The following is a 20,480-nucleotide window of genomic DNA, read 5'->3' as shown; positions in this document are numbered from 1 at the left end:
TTTTTGTCCCAGCTCCCCGACGTGGGATGATGTGCTCGACCAACGTTTCGTCAAAGGAGATCCGTCATGGGTAAGCGCGGACGCAAGAAGCGCTCTCGTAAGAAGAACGCAGCCAACCACGGCAAGCGTCCGAACGCCTGAGTTGCCGCCCTCACGGGCGCATCAGAGTTCGACCAGACCGAACCCGGGTTTCGCGGGTGATCATCGCATCACCGTCGGCGGTGCCCGGGTTTTGTTGTTCCCGCTCCTGTGCCAGGGCGTCGGGGGAGTCGGGGTAGATTCATGCCCATGGCAGAAGACGTCGTTGCGGAGATCGTGGCCAGTGTCCTGGAAGTCATCACGACCGCGGGTGCGCAGGTCGAGGTCGGTGACACGCTGGTGCTGCTCGAGTCGATGAAGATGGAGATTCCGGTCCTCGCGGAAGAGGCCGGCACCATCGCCGAGGTCAACGTGAACGTCGGCGACGTCATCCAGGCCGGCGACATCATTGCCACCTATCGGTAGCCGCGCACCCCGTCCATGTCGACGCTGGCAGATCTGCTCGCCGAACACACCACGCTGACCGATGCCGCCGCCGGGCATCTGCAGCGGCTCGTCGCCGAGTGGCAACTCCTCGCGGATCTCTCGTTCGCGGACTTCACCCTCACCGTTCGCGGCGCCGACGGCGCCCTGGTGACCGTCGCCCAATGCCGGCCCAACACGGCGTCGACCGTCTTTCCCGGCGACGAGGTGGGGCGCATCATCGACGCCGGTGCCGACGCCCATGTCGACCGCGCATTCACCGAGGCACACATCCTGCGCGACGAGGACCCGACCTGGCAGGGTTCCACCGCCATCCGCCGCGAGGTGATCCCGGTGGCCTTCGACAATGATGTGATCGCCGTCCTCACCCGCGCCACCGATCTGACGCACCCACGCCTGCCGTCGGCGTTGGAGTTGGCCTATCAGGATTCGGGCAATGACCTGTGCCAGATGGTGAGCGAGGGGACCTTCCCACAGCAGGAAGGCAATCCACGCGGATTGTCGACGCCGCGTGCCGGCGACGGATTCGTGCGGATCGACGGCGAGGGAATCGTCTCCTACGGCAGTCCCAACGCGCTCTCGGCGTTCCACCGGATGGGGTGGAGTGCCGATCTCGGGCAGCGCAAGCTCACCGAGATCATCACGACCGTCGTCGACGATCCGTTCGAGTCGCAGGATGCGGAGATGATGATCGACGCGGCAGCCGGAGTGCGGGACACCTCCGCCGGGCCCTATCGGGACGTCGGGATGCGGATGGAGGTCGACGCCCGACGTGCCACGGTCCTGCTGCGGGCGGTGCCGCTACGACCGCGCGGGGTGAGTACCGGCGCAGTGGTGCTGATCCGCGACGTGACCGAGGTCAAACGCCGCGATCTCGCGCTGATCAGCAAGGACGCGACGATCCGCGAGATCCATCATCGGGTCAAGAACAATCTGCAATCGGTGTCTGCGCTGCTGCGTCTGCAGGCACGCCGGACGTCGAACGCCGAGGCCAAGGGGGCACTGACCGAGGCGGTACGACGCGTCGCGTCGATTGCGCTGGTCCACGAACTGCTGTCCGGCAGTGTCGACGAGGAGGTCGATCTCGACGAGGTCGTCGATCGTCTGGTGCCGACGCTGGTCGACGTCGCGTCCGGGGAGAATCACATCGTCGTTCGACGCCGCGACCGGCTCGGGGTGCTCCCGGCCGATGTCGCGATGCCGTTGATCATGGTGCTCACCGAGCTGATCCAGAACGCCATCGAGCACGGATTCGACGAACCACACGAGGGTTCGGCGATCGACATCTCTGCCGAACGGGACCTTCGTGAATTGGCAATCGTGGTGCGGGACAACGGTTCCGGACTGGCCAATGATTTCGATCTGGCCACCTCGGATCGGCTGGGGCTGCAGATCGTGCAGACCCTGGTCTCCATTGACCTGGGTGGCACGCTGGAGATCAGCCCGGCCCATCCGGGCGCCGCAGCGCGGATCGTCGTGCCGTTGAGGCGGGAGACGACCCGCTGACCGTGGCCTGCCGGGGGACCGAACAGCTACCTCGAGCAGCGGTCCGGACAAACGAAAAGACCCGGCACGCGGCCGGGTCTCTTCGAGGCCGGCCGCGGTGGACGCGGCCGTAGCCGGAGTCCTGTTACACGCTGCTCCGCGTGCGGGTGCGCGCGGTACGGCGCTTGAGCGCGCGGCGCTCATCCTCGCTCATGCCGCCCCAGACGCCGGCGTCCTGGCCGGACTCGAGGGCCCACGAGAGGCAGTCTGCGGTGACCGGGCAACGGGCGCAGACAAGCTTTGCATCAGCGATCTGCGCGATGGCCGGGCCACTGGTTCCCACCGGGAAGAACAGTTCCGGATCCTCGTCGCGACAGATGGCCTTGTGCCGCCAGTCCATTCCTCACTCCTTCGTCGTGCTTCGCGCATGTTTCGACGCTTGTAGATTTTGTGTGTGGCTGTAACCGTGAGTTCACGCAGAGCAACCTAATGTTTCCGCGCTGTTGCTTGTGAATACTTTCACGAATCCAGGCGAAGTCAATGGTCTCGCGTTAACACGTGTGCAATATCACCTTCGCCGCCTAGCACTTGCATGTCGGGCAGGTTGCCGGGGGTATGTGCACCGGGTCGAACACCAATGCTCTATATTACGCCCGTTACGTCGAGATGTCTTGGGAAATGTGCAGGTGGCGTAGCCTGTGAGTCATGACACGACGATGTTGATCCTCATCGCTCCCCGGTCGCCCCGGACTTTCGCTCACCGCAACGGTATCGGCCCTCGCTGAGGACCTGATCCCGTTCTATCCGCTGTACGCGGTCCTGATCACCGACCCGGTGCCGCGGGGTGGAGGCCTTTCCCAGGCGCAACTGTCGTCGTTGTTCATCATCTGGTCGGTGTCCTCGTTCGTTCTTGAGATCCCCGGCGGAATTGTCGCCGACCGGTTCTCGCGGCGTCGGCTGGCTGTCTGCGGAGCCCTCGTCACCGGCCTCGGATTCACCCTGTGGACCGTCGCCGCGGGCATTCCCGGAACGCCGACGTATCCAGCCTTCGCCGCCGGCTTCGTGCTGTGGGCGCTCGGCGGGGCGTTGCGCGGTTCGGCGATCACGGCGTTGCTCTACGACGAACTGGCCGTCCGTGGACAGGCTCGTACCTATCCGCGGGTGGCGGGACGGGTACGCGCGGCGGGTGCCGTCGGAATCCTGCTGGGCACCGCGCTCGCCGGGCCGCTCGTGGCCGGCGGTGGATACGTGGCGGCGGGTGTCGCCAGCGTTTGCGCCTGCCTGGTCTGCGCCGGCGCCACGGCGCTACTGCCTGAATCGGCGCGCCCTCGGCACTCATCGGGTGAACAGAATTCCGACACGGAAGCGGATGGCGGACAGCACGATTCGTGGCGGTCGATCCTCGCCGGCGCGACCGCGGCCATCCGTCGATCGGGTCGCATCCGGCGGGCGATCGTGGTGATCATCGCGCTGACCTGGGTGGGTGCGCTCGACGAGTATCTGCCGGTACTCACCCGTGAACTCCTCGGTGCCACCGCGACTCCCGCGGCGGTGGCCGCGCTGATGATCGTCGTCGCGGGTGGCGACATCGTGGGCAGCCTCGCTGCCGGGATCTCCGGGAGCCGGCGTGCGATGCCGTGGATACTGGCTGCGGGATCACTGTGCCTGATCGTCGGGGTGGCCGCCGCCCACCCGATCGGAATCATCGGCGTCGCAATAGCTTTCGCAGCCTACGGATGGGCGCTGGTGGTCGCCGATGCGGCATTGCAGGATCAGCTGGACTCCCGGACCAGGGCCACCGTGGGTTCGGTCGTGGGAGTGGGGGAGGAGATGATCGCGATCGTCGCCTTCACGGCGTGGGCGGCGGGCTCGACGGTCATGTCCGCCTCGGCGATGTTCGCCTGCGCGGCACTGCCCTACGTGGTGCTGTCGGGAGTCTTGGGAGCCAGGACGTCCAGGGCGCCCGGACGGTGACCGAAGGTGAGGCGGTCATAGGCGCCGACATAATCGCCGTCCATCTGGACGTCGAGTGGCTCGTCGGCGGTGAACCGGACCCACGCGACGTCGTCGTCGCGGTAGACGTGGCGGCCCTTGGGATCGCGCTGCGTCAACAACCGCGTCGCGAGCGGAAGATTGCGCGCCACCGACGTCGACGTCGCGGCGAACAACCCGAGTCGCGTGTCGAAGTTGGTGCCGGGATTGGTGCGGATCTCCCGCGACCCGAGGTAGGTCCAGGGGCTCGTGTTGCTGACGAAGCCGAAGCGGACGCCGACGATCGGATCATGATCGGGCACCTCGACGGTGAACGACGCCGGTTTGGTCGCGTTCTTGAAGAACGACGCCACCGTCGTCCACAGATACCGGGAGGGTGTCGCCGATTTGCCCGCGTGGCGTTTGCGCTCCATCTCGTGCACGACGATTGCGTCCATGCCCATGCCGGTGTTGAACAGGAACCACCGGTCCTCGGTGTGGGCGAGGCCCACGGTGCGGTGCTGATCCGACTCGAGCAGATCGATCATCTGCTGTGTCGCGGTGAGTGGATCGCCGACGATGCCCAGGGTGCGGGCGAACACATTCGCGCTGCCGCCGGGGATCACGCCCAAGGACGGCCGCGCGGCCGTCACGAACTGCGACGGTGGCCCCAGCATGCCGTTGACGGCCTCGTTGACCGAACCGTCGCCGCCGTGCACGACGACGGCGTCATAGCTCTCTGCGACCGCGCGTCTGCCCAGCTCACCGGCGTGTCCGCGATGCGTGGTGTGCTCGACGTCGAGGTGGAACCGCGAGCTCAGGGTATTGACGAGCGCATCGCGTCCCGCCGGGGTGGTGGCGGTGGCGAAGGGATTCACGATGAGCATGACGCGCACGACACCCGAGGATATGGGGTTGCGGCCCGTGATGGTAATCCGACGGTGGGCCGCGACCGGTCGACCGGCACCGAATAGGCTGATGGCGTGAGCGAGAAACCGGTCGAGAACGGAGTGGAATCGCACGGGCACGGGGCCGTGGCGACGCCGTCGACCGTGCGTGCCGCCGGTGCCATCACCGCGCTCGAGGGAATCATCGCCGTCGTCGTGGCGATCGTGCTGGTCATCCGCGAGGCCATGGGCCACCACGAGGACGCGATCAGCGGATACGGCACCGCGGCCTGGTTCGGGATCATCTTCGGCGGTGTGCTCGTCGGAGGGCTCGCCCTGATCACCGGGCGTCGCTGGGGCCGGGCCATCGCTGTCGTCGCGCAGATCCTGCTGCTTCCGGTGGCCTACTACATGATCACCAGCCACCAGCCCTGGTTCGGCATCCCGTTGGGCATCGCTGCGGTGGCCGTGCTGGTGCTGCTCTTCTCCGGACCGTCGCTGCGCTGGCATGTGGCCGATTACGCCCCCGACGCCCCGGAGGTGGCTCAGCAGCCGCCGCAGCAGCGTCCGGCCCGTCCGAAGGCCAAACGCAAGCGCTGAGCCGTCTGTGACCGGTCTCGCGGCGCCGGTCACATGCAGTGCGGGTCACAGAGACGTATGTGTCGTGATACCTACTGCGGAGTCACCTCGTATGGTTGACCCATGACGCGGATTCTGGCCGTAGCGAATCAAAAGGGTGGGGTGGCCAAGACCACGACGGTGGAGTCGCTCGGGGCGGCGCTCGCCGATCTCGATGTCTCTGTCCTCGTCGTCGACCTCGACCCGCAAGGGTGCCTGACGTTCTCTCTCGGGCATGATCCCGATCAACTCGAGTCGTCGGTGCACGACGTGCTGCTCGGCGACGAGGAGATCGCGGACGTCCTGCTCGACACGGAGGACAACGTCACGCTCCTGCCCGCCACCATCGACCTCGCCGGTGCCGAGGCCCTGCTGCTGATGCGGCCCGGCCGTGAGTACGCGCTCAAGCGTGCGTTGGCCGAGGTGGCCGAGGATTACGACGTGATCCTGCTCGACTGCCCGCCCTCCCTCGGCGTGCTCACGCTCAACGGATTGACCGCCGCCGACGAGGTCATCGTGCCGCTGCAGTGTGAAACCCTCGCCCATCGCGGCGTCGGACAACTACTGCGCACCGTCACCGAGGTCCAGCAGATCACCAACCCGAACCTGACCATGCTCGGTGCCGTCGCGACCCTGTTCGACGCCCGCACGACGCACAGTCGCGATGTCCTCGCCGACGTCGCCGACCGATACGGACTGCCGGTCCTCGATCCGCCCATCCCGCGTACCGTCCGCTTCGCCGAGGCGTCCGCCTCCGGGGCGTCGGTGATGCGGGGCCGAAAGAACAAGGGCGCCACCGCGTACCGCACCTTCGCGGAGAACCTCTGGAAGCACTGGGAAACCGGCGAGGACGTGTCGACCCTCGAATTTGGGTGAGTGGGGCACGTTTTACGCGACGCTCCCTTTGAACCCATCCACTGAGCGGGCACAGATCCACGCTGAGCGGGCGCGCTCTGGCGTCGAGTGGGCGCAGAATCCGATCGAGTGGGCACGGTGTGCCCACTCAGCGTTGGTCGGCCGACGCCGTTCTGCACTGAGGAGGAGCCGGAGAGCGCAGCGAGCGGCGCGACGACGAGGGAAGAACGGGGTTCAAGGCCGACCAACAGCGGCGACGGAGTCGCCGCCATTCAACTCAGTCGCCGCCATTCAATCGCGCGGGCCGAGCACCTGAACCGTGGTGCCCCACTGTTGGACGACGTGATCGCCGAGGACGCGGAGCGCGACCATCTGGCCGTCGCCATGACCGTCGCGGGGGACCGCGATGGAGCGGGTCTCGGCGCCGGTGGCGGGGTTGCGCACGCTGATGCCCGATGGGCTCGGCAGCAGCAGACCGTCGCCCATCAATTCGCCCGGGCCCAGGGTGCCGGGCACCTGATAGGTCGGTTTCATCGACTGCGCGTTGAGGACGACGGTGGCCGCGCCGGTCCAGAAGGTGGTGAGCCCGTCGCGGGTGATGGCGGTGCTCTCGGTGGGCACCTCGAGTCCGCCGGTCACGTACTCGACGCCGGTCTGTACGCCGTCGGTGTCGAAGATGCGGATCGTCGGTCGCCGGGGCGCGGTGGGGTCCGCGGCGGTGCCGGGGGCGGAGATATCGGGTTCGGGTGCGTCGCCACCGCCGTCGTAGACGGCAATGGCACTCGAGGACATGGCGATCACCCGGGGCGGCGGACCGTCGGCGGTGACCGTGATGATCGACGACCCGAACTGGCGAACCTTCTCATCGCTGTCGAGCGTGGAGCCGAGGACACTGAGCCGGTAGCCGGGATCGGAGGCGCAGCGTTCGATCACCGCGAGTCGATCACCCGACAGTGCCGAGGAGTAGAGCGCGCAGCCGGTGCGTGACGGCTGTGCGCCGGGTTTCACCGGCGCGGCCACACGGCCGTATTCGATACCCCGCACGAGGTTCGATCCCCACGTCTCCAGCCGCGTATTACCTTGCGCGAGTGCGTATCCGGAGTCTGCGTTCAGATAGATGGCATCGTCGGCGTCGCTGGTGCGGGCGCCGGTGCGCTGCCCGGTCGAGGCGTCGAGCGCGGTGACCTCACTGCATCCGCGTGAGTTGCGGTAGACGGCGAGGACGGTGTCGGCGACCCCCGACCATCCGGTGGCGACCGCACACAGATCCAGATTGCGGCGGTAGCTCCAGCGGGCGGCACCCGTGTCCGGATCGCGGCTCACGACGGTTCCGGCGTCTCCGGTCACCACCGACGAGGTCGAGATCACCGGGATCCGCGTCGCCGAGGACTGCTCCTGCCACAGCGGCACCAGCGACTCGGGCACCGTCCGGACGGCAGTGACCGTCGGGGTGGGGTCGGACGCCTGGACCGACTCGGAATGCCGGACCGGACTGAACCACCACACGAGCCCGCCGACGACCAGTACCGCCACCACGATCAGGGCAGCGACGATCAGGTCGATCCGGGTGCGACGCTCCGGCGTGACTCGGGTGGGAGCCGTCCGTTCGGGGACCTCGAGGTCCATGGCTGCGTTCCGGTATCAGTCCGTCGCGGCCGCCGCCGAACCAGCGGATGCGCCCGTGTTCTCGGCGCCGGACGCACCGGAGTCACCGGCACGCTTGCGGTTCGCGCCGCCGCGTCGACGACGACGCTTACGCGGCGCCGACGATCCGTCGCCGGAACCCTCGGCCCGGGTCTCGCCGGCAGACGCCGACGCGTCTGTCGACGCCGAACCCGCGGTCTCGCTCGACTCGGGAGTCGACGCACTGCCCTCGGCGCCGGCCCTGCCACCGCGCGTGCGCTGACGGGTGCGCGTGGACTTGGGACGGTCGCCGCGCGGACGACGCTCCTCCCGGCCTTCCCGGCGAGCACCGTCGTCGGAACGCTTCGGTGATCCGACACGGCCGGTGGCCGACTCGGGGATACCGAGTTCGGTACGCAGATGCTCGGAGGTCGAGTACGTCTCCGCCGGCTCCGGCTGCCCGATGCCCAGCGCGTTGTTGATCAGTTCCCAGCGGTGCAGCTCATCCCAGTCGACAAAGGTCACCGCGATGCCGGTTCGTCCGGCGCGACCGGTCCGGCCGATGCGGTGGACATAGGTCTTGTCGTCCTCGGGGCACTGATAGTTGATGACGTGGGTGACGTCGTCGATGTCGATGCCGCGGGCGGCGACATCGGTGGCGACGAGGACGTCGATCTCCCCGGTGCGGAACTTCTTGAGGGCCTTCTCACGAGCAACCTGCCCGAGGTCGCCGTGGACTGCGCCCACCGAGAATCCGCGCTCGCCGAGATCGTCGGCGACCTTCTGCGCGGTGCGTTTGGTGCGGGTGAAGATCATCGTCGCGCCGCGGCCCTCGGCCTGCAGGATGCGGGCCACCAGCTCGGCCTTGTCCAGCGCGTGGGCGCGGTAGACGAACTGGGTGGTGCGCTCGTGGACGGCGGAGTCGTTGGCCTGCTCGGCGCGGATGTGGGTCGGACGGTTCAGGAACGTCCGGGCGAGGGTGACGATCGGGCCCGGCATGGTGGCCGAGAACAGCATCGTCTGACGCGGTGTCGGCAGGGAGGCCATGATGCGTTCGATGTCGGGGAGGAAGCCCAGGTCGAGCATCTCGTCGGCCTCGTCGAGGACGAGGATCGCGACCTTGCCGAGGATCAGGTGACCCTGCTGTGCCAGGTCGAGCAGTCGGCCCGGGGTGCCGACGACGACGTCGACGCCGCTCTGCAACTCGGCGATCTGGGATTCGTAGGGGCGTCCACCGTAGATCGAGGTGATCTTCAGCGGACGTTCGGTGCCGTCGGCGAGGGTCACGTTCACGTTCTTGGCGGCGATCTCGAGGTCGCCGGTCACCTGGATGCAGAGCTCACGCGTCGGGACGATCACGAGGGCACGCGGGGTGTTGTCCAGCGCGCGCAGCCCGTGCTTCTCGGCGGTCGTCAGACGGTGCAGCAGTGGGACGCCGAAACCGAAGGTCTTGCCCATGCCGGTGCGGGCCTGACCGATGAGGTCATCGCCACTGAGGGCCAGCGGCAGGGTGAGTTCCTGGATGGCGAAGGTGCGCGTCTTGCCGTCGGCTTCGAGAGCCGCGACGATCTGCGGATCGACACCGAGTTCGGCGAAGGTGGGGGAGGTGTGGGTCTCGTCGACGATGGTGGTCTGGATGCCTTCGGTATCAGTACCTGCGGTGGCGTCGGTCGTCGTATCGATGGGGTCGCTCATATGTGGTTGACGATGCCTTTCGTATCGCGTCAGCACGCACGAAAGCACCACGTCGCGGGTTCGCGGGCGGCGGCGTTGATCTCGGCTCCGCCGGGTCGGCGGGGATCATCGCGGCCACGTGTGGGCTCGGAACTCGTGTTCCGAACAGGTGCGCGCACAGATCTGGTGAGTGCGGACGGGGACGCCGTCACGAATCGGCCCCCGGATGTCGGGTTGGCGCTCATCCGCGGCGTTCGCACGCATACACCATCGGTAATTGTACGTGCTGGGGTCACCGAACATGGCATCGCGACCTGCCACACGTTTACGATCAGCAGCATGAGCACTGGCGCATCGACCTCGGACCCCGACGGTGACGTCGCGATCACGGCGGAGGATTCCGGGATCACCAAACTGTTCGCGGTCCTGCTGGCCGGTGAATATGCGGCATTCGGCCGATTGATCAGCGAGTCGCGTATGGCGCCCGATGTGGCCAGTCGTGTCGCCATCGCGCGGATGATCGCGTCGGAGGTTCGTCACTACGGTGACCTGGCCGAACACATCGAGGCGCGGGGCATCGACTCGGCCGGGGCCGTCGAGCGGTACAGCCCGATCTTCGATCAGTATCACCGCGCGACCACGCCCACCAACTGGTACGAGGTGCTCGTGAAGGCCTACGTCGGTGACGGCCTGGCCGCCGATTTCTACACCGAGCTCGCCGGGGTCCTGCCCGAGCATGCCCAGACATTGCTGGCCGATGTGATGGGTCAGACCGCGCAGTCGGAGTTCGCCTGCGAGCAGGTCCGGGCCGCGGTGACCCGGGACCCGAACCTGAAGTCGCCGTTGGTGTTATGGGGGCGTCGACTCCTGGGTGAGGCCATCACCCACGCGCAGTGGGTGCTCGCGGCCGAGGAGGAGGTCACCGATCTCCTGTTCTCCGGTGCGGCCTCGCTGCAGGGAGTGGCGTCGTTCTTCGAGAATGTCGAGGAGAGCCACAACGTCCGGATGGCCGCACTCGGCCTGGCCTGATTCCTCCGAGGCGTCGCGAGACGACACGCGCTTTTCGCTGTCAGCGGAGCGGGTGTCCCGGCACGGGAGTGCTGAACTAGCCTGGAACCAATAGCTGTCAACGTGATCGAAGAGGGTGGACATGGCCGTGGAAGTGAAGATCGGAATCGCCGACAGTTCGCGCGAGCTGACGGTGCAGTCGACGCAGACCAGCGATGAGGCCTACGCCGCGATCACAGCTGCGCTGTCGGGCAAGGAGGACGTCCTCGCGCTGACCGACGAGAAGGGGTCGCGCTACCTGGTGCCCACCGCCAAGATCGCCTATGCGGAGGTCGGCAACACCGAGGTGCGCCGCGTCGGCTTCGGCGCCTGAGCGTCGATTGATCCGGGCATCACCGGATCTGCGCACCATCTGATCTGACACGAGAACCCCGGCCACCGGGCCGGGGTTCTCGCATGTCCGGGGTCCGATGCCGGGGACGTCAGTGATCTTTCTTGCCGAAGGGGAGCACGGTCACGATGCCGACGACGACCGTGCCGACGACGAGGCCGAGGATGGCCGAGCACGTCGTGTTGGTCACCCAGCCCAGCACCGCGCCCACCGGCCCGGTGGCGTCGTGCACGAGTTCCTCGAGGTGATGGACCTTGCCGTAGAGCCAATGCCAGCCGAGTTCGTCGGTGCCGGCGAGCAGGATGTGTCCACCCACCCAGAGCATCGCGACGGTGCCGACGGTGGACAGCGTGGTGAGCACCTTGGGCATGCCGGCCACCAGCTTGTGGCCGAACCGCTTCGCGAACGACGACGATCGCTGCGTCAGTGCCAGTCCGACGTCGTCCATCTTCACGATGCCGCCGACGACGCCGTACACGGCGATGGTGATGACGATCGCCACCACGATCAGGATGATCAGGCGCGCGAAGAAGGCCTGATCGGCGACTTCGTCGAGGGCGATGACCATGATCTCCGCGGACAGGATCAGGTCGGTGCGGATGGCACTGGCGACCGTCTTCTCCTCGGCATCGGCGTCTTTCTCGACAGCGGCGTCGACCTGCTCCTGATCGGTGGAGTGATGGCCGAGGAACCGCCCCCAGACCTTCTCGGCGCCCTCGAAGCACAGGTAGGTGGCGCCGAGCATGAGGATCGGTGTGAGCAGCCACGGCGCGAACTGACTGAGGATCAGGGCGACCGGCAGGATCAGCAGCAGTTTGTTTCGCAGTGATCCGATCGCGATGCGCTTGACGATCGGCAGTTCACGTTCGGCGGCGATGCCCTGCACGTACTGCGGGGTCACGGCGGTGTCGTCGACGACAACACCGGCGGCCTTGACGGTCGCCTTGCCCGCGGCCGCGCCCACGTCGTCGACCGAGGCGGCGGCGAGTTTCGCCAGGGCCGCGACGTCGTCGAGGAGTGCGAAGAATCCGGATGCCATATCGCTTGCGAGATTAGGCGATGTCGCCGGTGTCGGCAGAGGTCGCGGCGTCGGGGTTGACGACCATGTCGCCGAGGCCACCCTCGCCGGAGAGCAGCGGCACATGCGACAGGCCACCCCAGAGCAGCGCCACCGTTGTGTCGATCGCCGCTTCCTTGCCGACGGGTCGCTTGGCCTCGAGCCAATATCGAGCGTTGACCTGACTTGCTCCGACGAGGCCGGCCGCCAGCATCCGCGAACGGTAGGGATCAAGGCCCGAATCGTGCATGACCAGCCCGTGGACCGCGTCGACGCAGCCCTCGGTGGCGCTCTCGATGCGGCGGATGACCGCCGGGTCCATGGCGTCGGAGGAGAAGATCAGGCGGTAGCCGGAATTGTCCTGATCGATGAAGTCGAAGAATGCCTCCACCGCGGCCCGCACACGCTGTCGGTTGTCGGTGGTGGTGAGCAGGGCCGCATTGACGTCGCTGACCAACTTCTCCGCATGTGAATCCACCACTGCGAGATACAGATCCAGCTTCGACGGGAAATGCTGATAGAGCACCGGCTTGCTGACGCCGGCGTGAATGGCTATCTCATCCATGCCTGCGGAGTGATATCCGCGTTCGACGAAGATCTCGCTGGCGGCCTCGAGCAACTGCATCCGGCGCGCACTCCTGGGCAACCGCGTGTTCCGTCCCGCGGAAGCGTGCGAGTTCGTGGCAGTCGACATGTACCGAGAGTACTCGCAGGAACGGGTTCATTCGTGCGGGGTCAACACGCCAAGCAGGGGGTGCGCGGGTTGCCTGCGAAGAAACCCGACGGCGTTATGAGAAAGTTGATGTGTGAATCGCCCTGAGGAAGGTGGGAGCGCGTCGGCTCCCAGGTCGGTGAATTCCGGGGGTCCGGTAACCGAATCAGGCCGTCGTGTGCGCCCCAACCCCGATCAGCCGCTGCGTGCGCGCTGGGATCCGACCGAGGACCGTGGTGGCCGTGCCCGCGTGGATCGGGAGGGTCAGCCCGAACGCAAGAAGCAGAGCGCACTGGGTCGATTCGTCAGTACGTACGGGTGGCGCGCCTGTGCGATCCCGGTCCTGCTGATCCTGACGATCGTGCTGATCGTCGTGACGATGCGCTCGAGTACCTCCGCCGACGTCGTGCACACCTCCGACACCAACCCTGATCCGTCGGCGCGCAACACCGACATCAGCAAGGAGACCAGGCCGATCGGTGCACCGTCGGCGCAGGTCGAGGAGAACAGGCTGCCCGCCGGGGCACTGCCCGCGGGTGGCCCGTACACCAAGCAGGGCGACGAGGTGTTCCGCGTCATCAAGGGCGCGGGCACAAAAGTCGGCACCGGGCAGCTGTACACCTACAGCGTCGAGGTCGAGCGGGGCGTGAATCCGCAGGACTTCGGCGGCGATGCGTCGTTCGCGAAGATGGTCGACGCGACGCTGGCCAATCAGCGCAGCTGGATCGGCGACGGCAAGGTCGCGTTCCAGCGGGTCGACTCGGGGGAGCCGGATCTGCGGATCTCGTTGACGTCGTCGGATACGGCCCGGGAGTTGTGCGGCTACCAGATCCGTCTCGAAACGTCCTGCTATTACCCGCCGGACAATCGCGTCACCCTCAACGAGGCGCGGTGGGTGCGCGGCGCGATCTCGTATCAGGGTGACGATCTGCTCTACCGCCAGTACCTGATCAATCATGAAGTGGGACATGGCATCGGCTACGAGGCGCACGTCCCGTGCGCGGAGAACGGTGCTCTCGCGCCGATCATGATGCAGCAGTCGTTCGGCGTGGCCAACTCCGACATCCTCGCCCTCGATCCCGACATCGGCGGCAACAAGTCGTTCGTGTGCAAACCCAATCCGTGGCCGTATCCCACCAAGCACGAGGTCTGACGAAGGCGTCGTGATCATCCGGCCGGCGTTTCCCGACGATGGTTGGGCGCCGACCGGGGCGCGTAAGGACGACGTCGTGTGGGGTGTGCCGGTCGTCGAAGTGGAATACCGGACCACCATCGCGCAGTTGAGGTGAGGGAATACCAGTCCACTCCCGGAGGAGTCACGATGTCGTCTCTGCCGCCCCTGGTCGAACCGGCCGGCGAGCTGTCCAACGAAGAAGTCGCCCGCTACAGCCGCCACCTGATCATTCCCGACGTCGGCATGGACGGACAGAAGCGCCTCAAGAACGCGAGGGTGCTGGTCATCGGCGCCGGTGGTCTGGGATCGCCGACGCTGCTCTATCTCGCCGCGGCGGGTGTCGGGACGATCGGCATCGTCGAGTTCGACATCGTCGACGAATCGAATCTGCAGCGACAGGTGATCCACGGCCAGTCCGACATCGGCCGCCCCAAGGGTGAGAGCGCGCGGGACTCGATCCTGGAGATCAATCCGTACGTGACGGTGAATCTGCATGATCAGCGGCTCGAGCCCGAGGGCGCGATCGAGCTGTTCTCCCAGTACGACCTCATCCTCGACGGCACCGACAATTTCGCCACCCGCTACCTCGTCAACGATGCCGCGGTGCTGGCGCACAAGCCGTATGTGTGGGGCTCCATCTACCGCTTCGAGGGTCAGGCGTCGGTGTTCTGGGAGGACGCCCCGGACGGCCGCGGCATCAACTATCGCGACCTCTATCCGCAGGCCCCGCCGCCCGGCATGGTGCCCTCCTGCGCCGAAGGCGGCGTGCTGGGCATCCTGTGCGCCTCGATCGGTTCGATCATGGGTACCGAGGCGATCAAGCTGATCTGCGGCATCGGTGAGCCACTGCTCGGGCGGCTCATGGTCTATGACGCCCTCGAGATGACGTACCGCACCATCCGCATCCGCAAGGATCCGGAAGGCGAGCGGATCACCGGCCTCATCGATTACGACGAGTTCTGCGGTGTCGTCTCCGACGAGGCCGCCACCGCTGCGGCTGGTTCGACGCTGACTGCCGTCGAACTGAAGGAGAAGATCGACGCCGGCGACCGGATCGCGCTGATCGACGTCCGGGAGCCGGTCGAGTGGGACATCGTGCACATCGACGGCGCGACGCTGATCCCCAAGGACGAGATCCTGTCCGGTGCCGGCCTGGCGAAAGTGCCGCAGGACCGCCCCACCGTCCTTTACTGCAAGACCGGGATCCGGTCCGCAGAGGTGCTCGCCGCCCTCAAGCGCGCGGGGTTCGCCGACGCCACACATCTGCAGGGCGGCGTGACCGCCTGGGCCAATCAGGTGGACAAGAGCCTGCCGGTCTACTGATCGGTGTGGCTGCCACCACGCACTTTTGCTCCCCGACCCGGCGGCGTTGTTGCGCGAAAAGCAGCTGACCTGGCGGTAACCTCGCAGACGTGAACACCCTCGCCCCACCCGATCATGTGCTGAACACGTTCGGGCTGACCGCGCACCCGCCCATCGAGATGGGTGACTCCTGGGTCGGTGGTTGGCGCGTGGGTGAAGTGGTGTTGTCCCTTGTCCCGGATCATGCGCGGGCCGCCTGGTCGGCGTCGGTACGGGAGTCGCTGTACGTCGAAGGCCTGCGGATCGCCCGTCCGTTCCGTGCGACCGACGGCCGCTACGTGGTCTCCGGGTGGCGCGCGGACACCTACATCGCGGGTTCTCCGGAACCGCGGCACGACGAGGTGGTCTCCGTCGCCAATCGGCTGCATGAGGCGATCTCCGGGATCGAACGTCCGCGGTTCCTGCTGCAACCGCCCGCGCCGCCACATACCGACGTCGACGTCTTCACCGCCGCCGACCGTGCCGCCTGGGAGGACACCCCGCTGCGTGCGGCGCGCGCCGCCGGGATGGGCGAGCCGACCTCACCCGACGGTGTCGAGAGTGTTGACATCCTGAAAACCCTTGCGACACTGCGTAAGCCGGTCGACCTGCCGTCGCAGGTGGTGCACGGCGATCTCTTCGGCACCGTGCTGTTCGCCGGTGCGGCCGCCCCTGGCATCACCGACATCGTGCCGTATTGGCGACCCGCCTCCTGGGCCGCCGCGGTCGCCGTCGTCGATGCCCTCGCCTGGGGTGGCGCCGACGAGGATCTCGTGCGACGCTGGGCAGACCTGCCCGAGTGGCCACAGATGATGTTGCGCGCCACGATGTTCCGCCTGGCGGTGCACGCACTGCATCCGCGGTCGACCTCCGGTGCGCTGCCCGGACTCGAGCATGTCGTGGACATCGTCCGCCTGATGGTCTAGTCCGATCGATTCCTCTCACACGGCCCGGGTGCCCATGTGAGAACAACGTGACGCTTCGGATACGCGGGGGAAAATCCGCGCAACACATTCTGCATACCGTGATTTCCAACCGACAAGGCCGTCGGCGCACAGCCCGATCCACCACGGCACACTCGTCACCAAGGAATCACTCTCATGCCTTCAGCACTTCTCGCGGCATTGCGTCGCGATCACACCATCACCGACTGGGATCCGGAGGACCGCAAGGCCTGGGATGCCGGCAACGCCGAGATCGCCAAGCGGAACCTGACCTGGTCGGTGTTCTGCGAGCACGTCGGATTCTCGGTCTGGTCGCTGTTCTCCGTGATGGCCCTGTTCATGGGTCCGGAGTACGGGATCAGCCTGGATCAGAAGTTCATCATCGCGGCCACCGCGACCTTCGTCGGCTCCTGCCTGCGCATCCCCTACACCCAGGCCACGGCCCGCTTCGGTGGCCGCAACTGGGCGATCTTCAGTGCGATCGTGCTGCTCATCCCCACCTCACTCACGATGATGTTGATGATGAACCCGGGCAAGTTCGGGTTCGGCTGGTTCCTCGCGGTCGCCGCGCTGACCGGCCTGGGCGGCGGTAACTTCGCGTCGTCGATGACCAACATCAACGCCTTCTACCCGCAGCGACTCAAGGGCTGGGCGCTGGGCCTCAACGCCGGTGGCGGCAACATCGGCGTCCCGCTGATCCAGTTGATCGGTCTGCTGGTGATCTGGCTGGCATCGGACCGGCCGGAGATCGTCTGTTCGATCTATCTGGTCGCACTCGTCGTCGCCGGTATCGGTGCGGCGATCTACATGGACAACCTGGATCATCAGACCTCCAGCGCCAAGGCCATGGTCGACTGCCTCAAGTACCGCGACACCTGGTTGATCGGGTTGCTCTACGTCGGTACCTTCGGCTCGTTCATCGGCTTCGGCTTCGCCTTCAGCCAGGTCCTCAACATCAGCTTCACCTCGGCGGGCGCGGCCAAGCCCGCACTGGCCGCCGCGCAGATCGCCTGGATCGGTCCGCTGCTCGGTTCCCTCGCCCGCCCCTTCGGCGGCAAGTGGGCCGACCGGGTCGGCGGTGGCCGTGTCACGCTGTATTGCTTTGTCGCCATGACCTTCTCGGCTGCGATCCTCGTGGTGGCAGGCATGTCGGCCGACGCCAACGGCAAGGTCATCGGCACGGCGCAGATGGTCGGATTCATCGTCGGGTTCATCCTGCTGTTCCTGCTCTCCGGTATCGCGAACGGATCGGTGTACAAGATCATCCCCACCATCTGGGAGCACAAGTCGCAGTACATGACCGACCTCAGCGCGCTGGGCAAGGTGCGCTGGTCGCGGAGCATGTCGGGTGCGCTCATCGGTCTCGCGGGCGCCGCCGGCGGCCTGGGCGGTGTGGGCATCAACCTGGTGCTCCGTGCCAGCTACAAGTCGAATCACTCTGCCACCGTGGCCTTCTGGGTCTTCATGATCTTCTATGTGCTCGCCGCGGGAATCACCTGGTGGTTCTACGCGCGTCGTCCGATCGTCATCGGTGAGACCACCGATCTCGCGGTCACCGATGCGTCCTCGACCGCCGTCTCCGCGGGAGAGGGTTCCGCCGGCGAGAAGGCGATGGCCTGATGAGCGAGGGGACGCACATGACCTCGGGAACGGTCGTGGTGGTGGGTCACGGCATGGTCGGGCACCGATTCGTCGAATCGCTGCGCGCCCGTGATCCGGAAGGTGCCTGGCAGATCGTGGTGATCGGCGAGGAAGCCGATCCCGCCTATGACCGCGTCGGACTGTCGTCGTATGTCGGTGCGTGGCAGCGTGATTCGCTGGCGCTGGCCGGCAACACCTACGACGGCGATCCGCAGGTCACCTCCTATCTGGGTGAACTGGTCACCGAGATCGATCGGGTGGGGCGCCGCGTCGTCACCGACTCCGGTCGCGTGGTGGACTACGACGCGGTGGTCCTCGCGACCGGGTCCTACGCCTTCGTCCCGCCGGTCGAGGGGCACGACAATGCCAAGTGCTTCGTCTACCGCACCCTCGATGATCTCGACGCGATCCGCGCCACGGCCGAGGCGGCGGGGCCGGGCGCGGTGGGGGTCGTCGTCGGCGGCGGACTACTCGGCCTGGAAGCGGCGAATGCGTTGCGGCTGCTGGGGATGACCCCGCATGTGGTGGAGTTCGCGCCGCGGCTGATGCCGATGCAGGTCGACGAGGGCGGCGGCTCCGTGCTCAAGCGGCTCGTCTCCGAACTCGGGCTCACCGTGCACACCGGAGTCGGGACCACCTCCATCGTCGATCACCCCGATGTCGACGACGACCTGCTGATCACCCTGAGCGACGGCTCCCAGATCGACGCGTCGCTGCTGGTGTTCTCCGCGGGCGTCCGCCCGCGAGATCAGGTGGCCCGTGACGCCGGCCTGGACGTCGGCGAGCGCGGCGGCGTCTTGGTCGACACCGGATGCCGGACCAGCGACGAGCGGATCTTCGCGATCGGTGAGGTCGCCGCCGTCGACGGTCGATGCTACGGACTGGTCGCACCCGGCTACACCACCGCCGAGATCGTCGCCGATCACCTGACCGGTACGGCCTCGGAGTTCCCCCGTGCCGACATGTCCACCAAGCTCAAGTTGCTCGGCGTCGACGTCGCGAGTTTCGGCGACGCGATGGGTGCGACGCCCAACGCCCTGGAGATCGTCTATCACGATCCGGTTGCCGGGAAGTACGCGAAAATCGTTCTCTCCGACGATGCTTCGACGCTGCTCGGCGGCATCCTGGTCGGCGACGCGTCGGCGTACGCGATGCTCAAGCCGATGGTCGGTCGGGAGATCCCCGGTGACCCGGCAGCCTTGATCGCGCCGTCGTCGTCGGGATCGGGCATGGGCATCGACGCATTGCCCGACGATGCCGAGATCTGTTCCTGCAACGGCGTCTCCAAGGGCACGATCTGTTCGGCTATCGCCGACGGCGCGTGCGATGTGGCCGCGATCAAGGGCTGCACGTCGGCGGGTACCACGTGCGGAGGGTGCCTCCCGAGCATCAAGCAGTTGCTCGAGTCGTCGGGTGTGGAGCTGAGCAAATCCCTGTGTGAACACTTCTCGCAGTCGCGCGCGGAGCTCTTCCAGATCGTCGCGGTCACCGGTATCCGCACGTTCTCCGAACTGCTCGAACGCCACGGCACCGGGCAGGGTTGCGAGATCTGCAAGCCGACGGTGGCGTCGATCCTGGCGTCGACGTCGAGCGATCACATCCTCGACGGCGAGCAGGTCGCGCTGCAGGACACCAACGATCACTTCCTGGCGAATCTGCAGAAGAACGGCTCCTATTCGGTGGTCCCGCGGATGCCCGGTGGGGAGGTGACCCCGGAGCAACTCATCGTGATCGGGGAGATCGCACGGGATTTCGGCCTGTACACCAAGATCACCGGCGGCCAGCGCATCGACCTGTTCGGGGCGCGCGTGGATCAGTTGCCGCTGATCTGGCGGCGGCTCGTCGATGCGGGGATGGAATCCGGTCATGCCTACGGCAAGAGCCTGCGGACGGTGAAGAGCTGCGTCGGATCGACGTGGTGCCGCTATGGGGTGCAGGATTCCGTCGGTATGGCGGTGTATCTGGAGAAGCGGTACCGCGGCCTGCGCTCGCCCCACAAGCTGAAGTTCGGCGTCTCGGGCTGTGCCCGCGAATGTGCCGAGGCCCGCGGCAAGGACGTCGGGATCATCGCCACCGAACACGGCTGGAATCTCTACGTCGCGGGCAACGGTGGGCAGAGTCCCAAGCACGCCGTGCAACTCGCTTCTGGAGTGGATGACGCCACCCTTGTCGCCTACATTGATCGGTACCTGATGTTCTACATCCGCACCGCGGATCGGTTGCAGCGCACGGCGCCGTGGCTGGAGTCGCTCGAGGGTGGACTGGATCATCTACGTGCGGTGGTGTGTGACGACAGCCTGGGTCTGGCCACCGAGTTGGAAGAAGCGATGGAACGCCACGTCGCGGGGTATCGCGACGAGTGGTCCGCGGTACTCGACGACGAAGAGAAGCTGCGTCGGTTCACGTCGTTCGTCAACGCGCCCGACGTCCCCGACCCGACGATCCGATTCGCCGAGTACGACCGGAAGGTTCCGGTCCTGCTGGACATGCCGGCCATGCCCGCGGACCAGGACACGCGTGAGGACACCGACCGTGAGATCAGCGGTACCGACATACGGCAGGGGGTATGAGCACGAT

At 66.6% G+C, this 20,480-nt stretch carries 20 protein-coding genes; 14 read left to right on the top strand and 6 right to left on the bottom strand.

Annotated elements, in window-relative coordinates; all coding sequences use genetic code 11:
* Nucleotides 1–66 precede the first annotated feature (66 nt).
* From ACZ4TW_RS19350 to ACZ4TW_RS19340, 3 genes are all read left to right on the top strand, one after another.
* The gene (locus ACZ4TW_RS19350; RefSeq protein ID WP_371865352.1) at nt 67–141 is read left to right on the top strand and encodes a 50S ribosomal protein bL37; all 75 of its coding nucleotides are present in this window, start codon (nt 67–69) and stop codon (nt 139–141) included.
* A 147-nt stretch (nt 142–288) separates the two neighbouring features.
* Nucleotides 289–504, top strand: coding sequence for a biotin/lipoyl-binding carrier protein (locus ACZ4TW_RS19345; protein WP_465545403.1), 216 nt, complete (start codon nt 289–291; stop codon nt 502–504).
* 15 nt (nt 505–519) lie between these two features.
* The gene (locus ACZ4TW_RS19340; protein ID WP_465545401.1) at nt 520–2,028 is read left to right on the top strand and encodes a sensor histidine kinase; all 1,509 of its coding nucleotides are present in this window, start codon (nt 520–522) and stop codon (nt 2,026–2,028) included.
* Nucleotides 2,029–2,152: 124 nt separating this feature from the next.
* Here ACZ4TW_RS19340 and ACZ4TW_RS19335 read toward each other — a convergent pair whose 3' ends face one another.
* A complete protein-coding gene (locus ACZ4TW_RS19335) occupies nt 2,153–2,407 on the bottom strand; it encodes a WhiB family transcriptional regulator (RefSeq protein WP_124710746.1) in 255 nt (84 codons plus the stop codon).
* Between the two features lie 434 nt (nt 2,408–2,841).
* On the opposite strand from ACZ4TW_RS19335, the gene ACZ4TW_RS19330 reads away from it, so the two are divergent.
* A complete protein-coding gene (locus tag ACZ4TW_RS19330) occupies nt 2,842–3,981 on the top strand; it encodes an MFS transporter (protein ID WP_465545399.1) in 1,140 nt (379 codons plus the stop codon).
* On the opposite strand, the gene ACZ4TW_RS19325 is transcribed toward ACZ4TW_RS19330, so the two are convergent.
* Complete coding sequence (locus tag ACZ4TW_RS19325; protein WP_465545459.1) at nt 3,924–4,865, bottom strand: diacylglycerol/lipid kinase family protein; 942 nt, start codon at nt 4,863–4,865, stop codon at nt 3,924–3,926. The genes ACZ4TW_RS19330 and ACZ4TW_RS19325 overlap by 58 nt on opposite strands.
* Before the next feature lie 96 nt (nt 4,866–4,961).
* Here ACZ4TW_RS19325 and ACZ4TW_RS19320 point away from each other — a divergent pair, with 96 nt between their 5' ends.
* Nucleotides 4,962–5,465, top strand: coding sequence for a hypothetical protein (locus tag ACZ4TW_RS19320; RefSeq protein ID WP_465545397.1), 504 nt, complete (start codon nt 4,962–4,964; stop codon nt 5,463–5,465).
* Nucleotides 5,466–5,567: 102 nt separating this feature from the next.
* Complete coding sequence (locus tag ACZ4TW_RS19315; RefSeq protein ID WP_465545395.1) at nt 5,568–6,359, top strand: ParA family protein; 792 nt, start codon at nt 5,568–5,570, stop codon at nt 6,357–6,359.
* 270 nt (nt 6,360–6,629) lie between these two features.
* On the opposite strand, the gene ACZ4TW_RS19310 is transcribed toward ACZ4TW_RS19315, so the two are convergent.
* Nucleotides 6,630–7,964, bottom strand: coding sequence for an Rv3212 family protein (locus ACZ4TW_RS19310; RefSeq protein ID WP_465545393.1), 1,335 nt, complete (start codon nt 7,962–7,964; stop codon nt 6,630–6,632).
* A gap of 15 nt (nt 7,965–7,979) precedes the next feature.
* A complete protein-coding gene (locus ACZ4TW_RS19305; RefSeq protein ID WP_465545392.1) occupies nt 7,980–9,656 on the bottom strand; it encodes a DEAD/DEAH box helicase in 1,677 nt (558 codons plus the stop codon).
* Nucleotides 9,657–9,869: 213 nt separating this feature from the next.
* Between ACZ4TW_RS19305 and ACZ4TW_RS19300 the strand changes: the two genes are divergently transcribed.
* Nucleotides 9,870–10,664 carry a ferritin-like fold-containing protein gene (locus ACZ4TW_RS19300; RefSeq protein WP_465545390.1) on the top strand — a complete coding sequence of 265 codons (795 nt, stop codon included), beginning with the start codon at nt 9,870–9,872 and terminating at the stop codon, nt 10,662–10,664.
* Nucleotides 10,665–10,785: 121 nt separating this feature from the next.
* A complete protein-coding gene (locus ACZ4TW_RS19295) occupies nt 10,786–11,016 on the top strand; it encodes a DUF3107 domain-containing protein (RefSeq protein WP_465545388.1) in 231 nt (76 codons plus the stop codon).
* Between the two features lie 109 nt (nt 11,017–11,125).
* Here the strand turns inward: ACZ4TW_RS19295 and ACZ4TW_RS19290 are convergent, their stop codons facing one another.
* Together ACZ4TW_RS19290 and ACZ4TW_RS19285 are read right to left on the bottom strand one after the other, a co-directional pair.
* Nucleotides 11,126–12,073 carry a DUF808 domain-containing protein gene (locus ACZ4TW_RS19290; RefSeq protein WP_465545386.1) on the bottom strand — a complete coding sequence of 316 codons (948 nt, stop codon included), beginning with the start codon at nt 12,071–12,073 and terminating at the stop codon, nt 11,126–11,128.
* 13 nt (nt 12,074–12,086) lie between these two features.
* Entirely contained in the window at nt 12,087–12,716 is a 630-nt protein-coding gene (locus ACZ4TW_RS19285) for a TetR/AcrR family transcriptional regulator (protein WP_465545384.1), read from the bottom strand.
* Nucleotides 12,717–12,981: 265 nt separating this feature from the next.
* Here ACZ4TW_RS19285 and ACZ4TW_RS19280 point away from each other — a divergent pair, with 265 nt between their 5' ends.
* The 6 genes from ACZ4TW_RS19280 to nirB all read left to right on the top strand — a co-directional run bounded on the left by ACZ4TW_RS19280 (nt 12,982) and on the right by nirB (nt 20,473).
* Nucleotides 12,982–13,956, top strand: a complete 975-nt coding sequence (locus tag ACZ4TW_RS19280; protein WP_465545382.1) for a DUF3152 domain-containing protein — start codon at nt 12,982–12,984, stop codon at nt 13,954–13,956.
* A 10-nt stretch (nt 13,957–13,966) separates the two neighbouring features.
* Nucleotides 13,967–14,092: a hypothetical protein gene (locus ACZ4TW_RS19275; RefSeq protein WP_465545380.1), complete on the top strand. Its 126-nt coding sequence runs from the start codon at nt 13,967–13,969 to the stop codon at nt 14,090–14,092.
* Nucleotides 14,093–14,124: 32 nt separating this feature from the next.
* Nucleotides 14,125–15,300 carry an adenylyltransferase/sulfurtransferase MoeZ gene (gene moeZ, locus ACZ4TW_RS19270; protein WP_465545378.1) on the top strand — a complete coding sequence of 392 codons (1,176 nt, stop codon included), beginning with the start codon at nt 14,125–14,127 and terminating at the stop codon, nt 15,298–15,300.
* A gap of 89 nt (nt 15,301–15,389) precedes the next feature.
* Nucleotides 15,390–16,244 carry a TIGR02569 family protein gene (locus ACZ4TW_RS19265; protein WP_465545376.1) on the top strand — a complete coding sequence of 285 codons (855 nt, stop codon included), beginning with the start codon at nt 15,390–15,392 and terminating at the stop codon, nt 16,242–16,244.
* Between the two features lie 174 nt (nt 16,245–16,418).
* The gene (locus tag ACZ4TW_RS19260; protein WP_465545374.1) at nt 16,419–17,882 is read left to right on the top strand and encodes a nitrate/nitrite transporter; all 1,464 of its coding nucleotides are present in this window, start codon (nt 16,419–16,421) and stop codon (nt 17,880–17,882) included.
* On the top strand, nt 17,882–20,473 hold the full coding sequence (gene nirB / locus ACZ4TW_RS19255) for a nitrite reductase large subunit NirB (protein ID WP_465545372.1): 2,592 nt from the start codon (nt 17,882–17,884) through the stop codon (nt 20,471–20,473). Before ACZ4TW_RS19260 ends, nirB begins: the two co-directional genes overlap by 1 nt.
* Nucleotides 20,474–20,480: the final 7 nt, after the last annotated feature.

This window comes from Agromyces sp. NPDC029043 (assembly GCF_055564615.1).
Note: the sequence above shows the minus strand (reverse complement) of the source record. Positions and strands in the feature narration are given on the sequence as shown.

Bases quoted from the DNA above. Each gene is read 5' to 3' on its own strand.
- ACZ4TW_RS19345 (WP_465545403.1), top strand. From the start codon at position 289: ATGGCAGAAGACGTCGTTGCGGAGATCGTGGCCAGTGTCCTGGAAGTC.
- ACZ4TW_RS19340 (WP_465545401.1), top strand. From the start codon at position 520: ATGTCGACGCTGGCAGATCTGCTCGCCGAACACACCACGCTGACCGAT.
- ACZ4TW_RS19335 (WP_124710746.1), bottom strand. From the start codon at position 2,407: ATGGACTGGCGGCACAAGGCCATCTGTCGCGACGAGGATCCGGAACTG.
- ACZ4TW_RS19325 (WP_465545459.1), bottom strand. From the start codon at position 4,865: ATGCTCATCGTGAATCCCTTCGCCACCGCCACCACCCCGGCGGGACGC.
- ACZ4TW_RS19315 (WP_465545395.1), top strand. From the start codon at position 5,568: ATGACGCGGATTCTGGCCGTAGCGAATCAAAAGGGTGGGGTGGCCAAG.
- ACZ4TW_RS19310 (WP_465545393.1), bottom strand. From the start codon at position 7,964: ATGGACCTCGAGGTCCCCGAACGGACGGCTCCCACCCGAGTCACGCCG.
- ACZ4TW_RS19305 (WP_465545392.1), bottom strand. From the start codon at position 9,656: ATGAGCGACCCCATCGATACGACGACCGACGCCACCGCAGGTACTGAT.
- ACZ4TW_RS19295 (WP_465545388.1), top strand. From the start codon at position 10,786: ATGGCCGTGGAAGTGAAGATCGGAATCGCCGACAGTTCGCGCGAGCTG.
- ACZ4TW_RS19290 (WP_465545386.1), bottom strand. From the start codon at position 12,073: ATGGCATCCGGATTCTTCGCACTCCTCGACGACGTCGCGGCCCTGGCG.
- ACZ4TW_RS19285 (WP_465545384.1), bottom strand. From the start codon at position 12,716: ATGCAGTTGCTCGAGGCCGCCAGCGAGATCTTCGTCGAACGCGGATAT.
- moeZ (WP_465545378.1), top strand. From the start codon at position 14,125: ATGTCGTCTCTGCCGCCCCTGGTCGAACCGGCCGGCGAGCTGTCCAAC.
- ACZ4TW_RS19260 (WP_465545374.1), top strand. From the start codon at position 16,419: ATGCCTTCAGCACTTCTCGCGGCATTGCGTCGCGATCACACCATCACC.
- nirB (WP_465545372.1), top strand. From the start codon at position 17,882: ATGAGCGAGGGGACGCACATGACCTCGGGAACGGTCGTGGTGGTGGGT.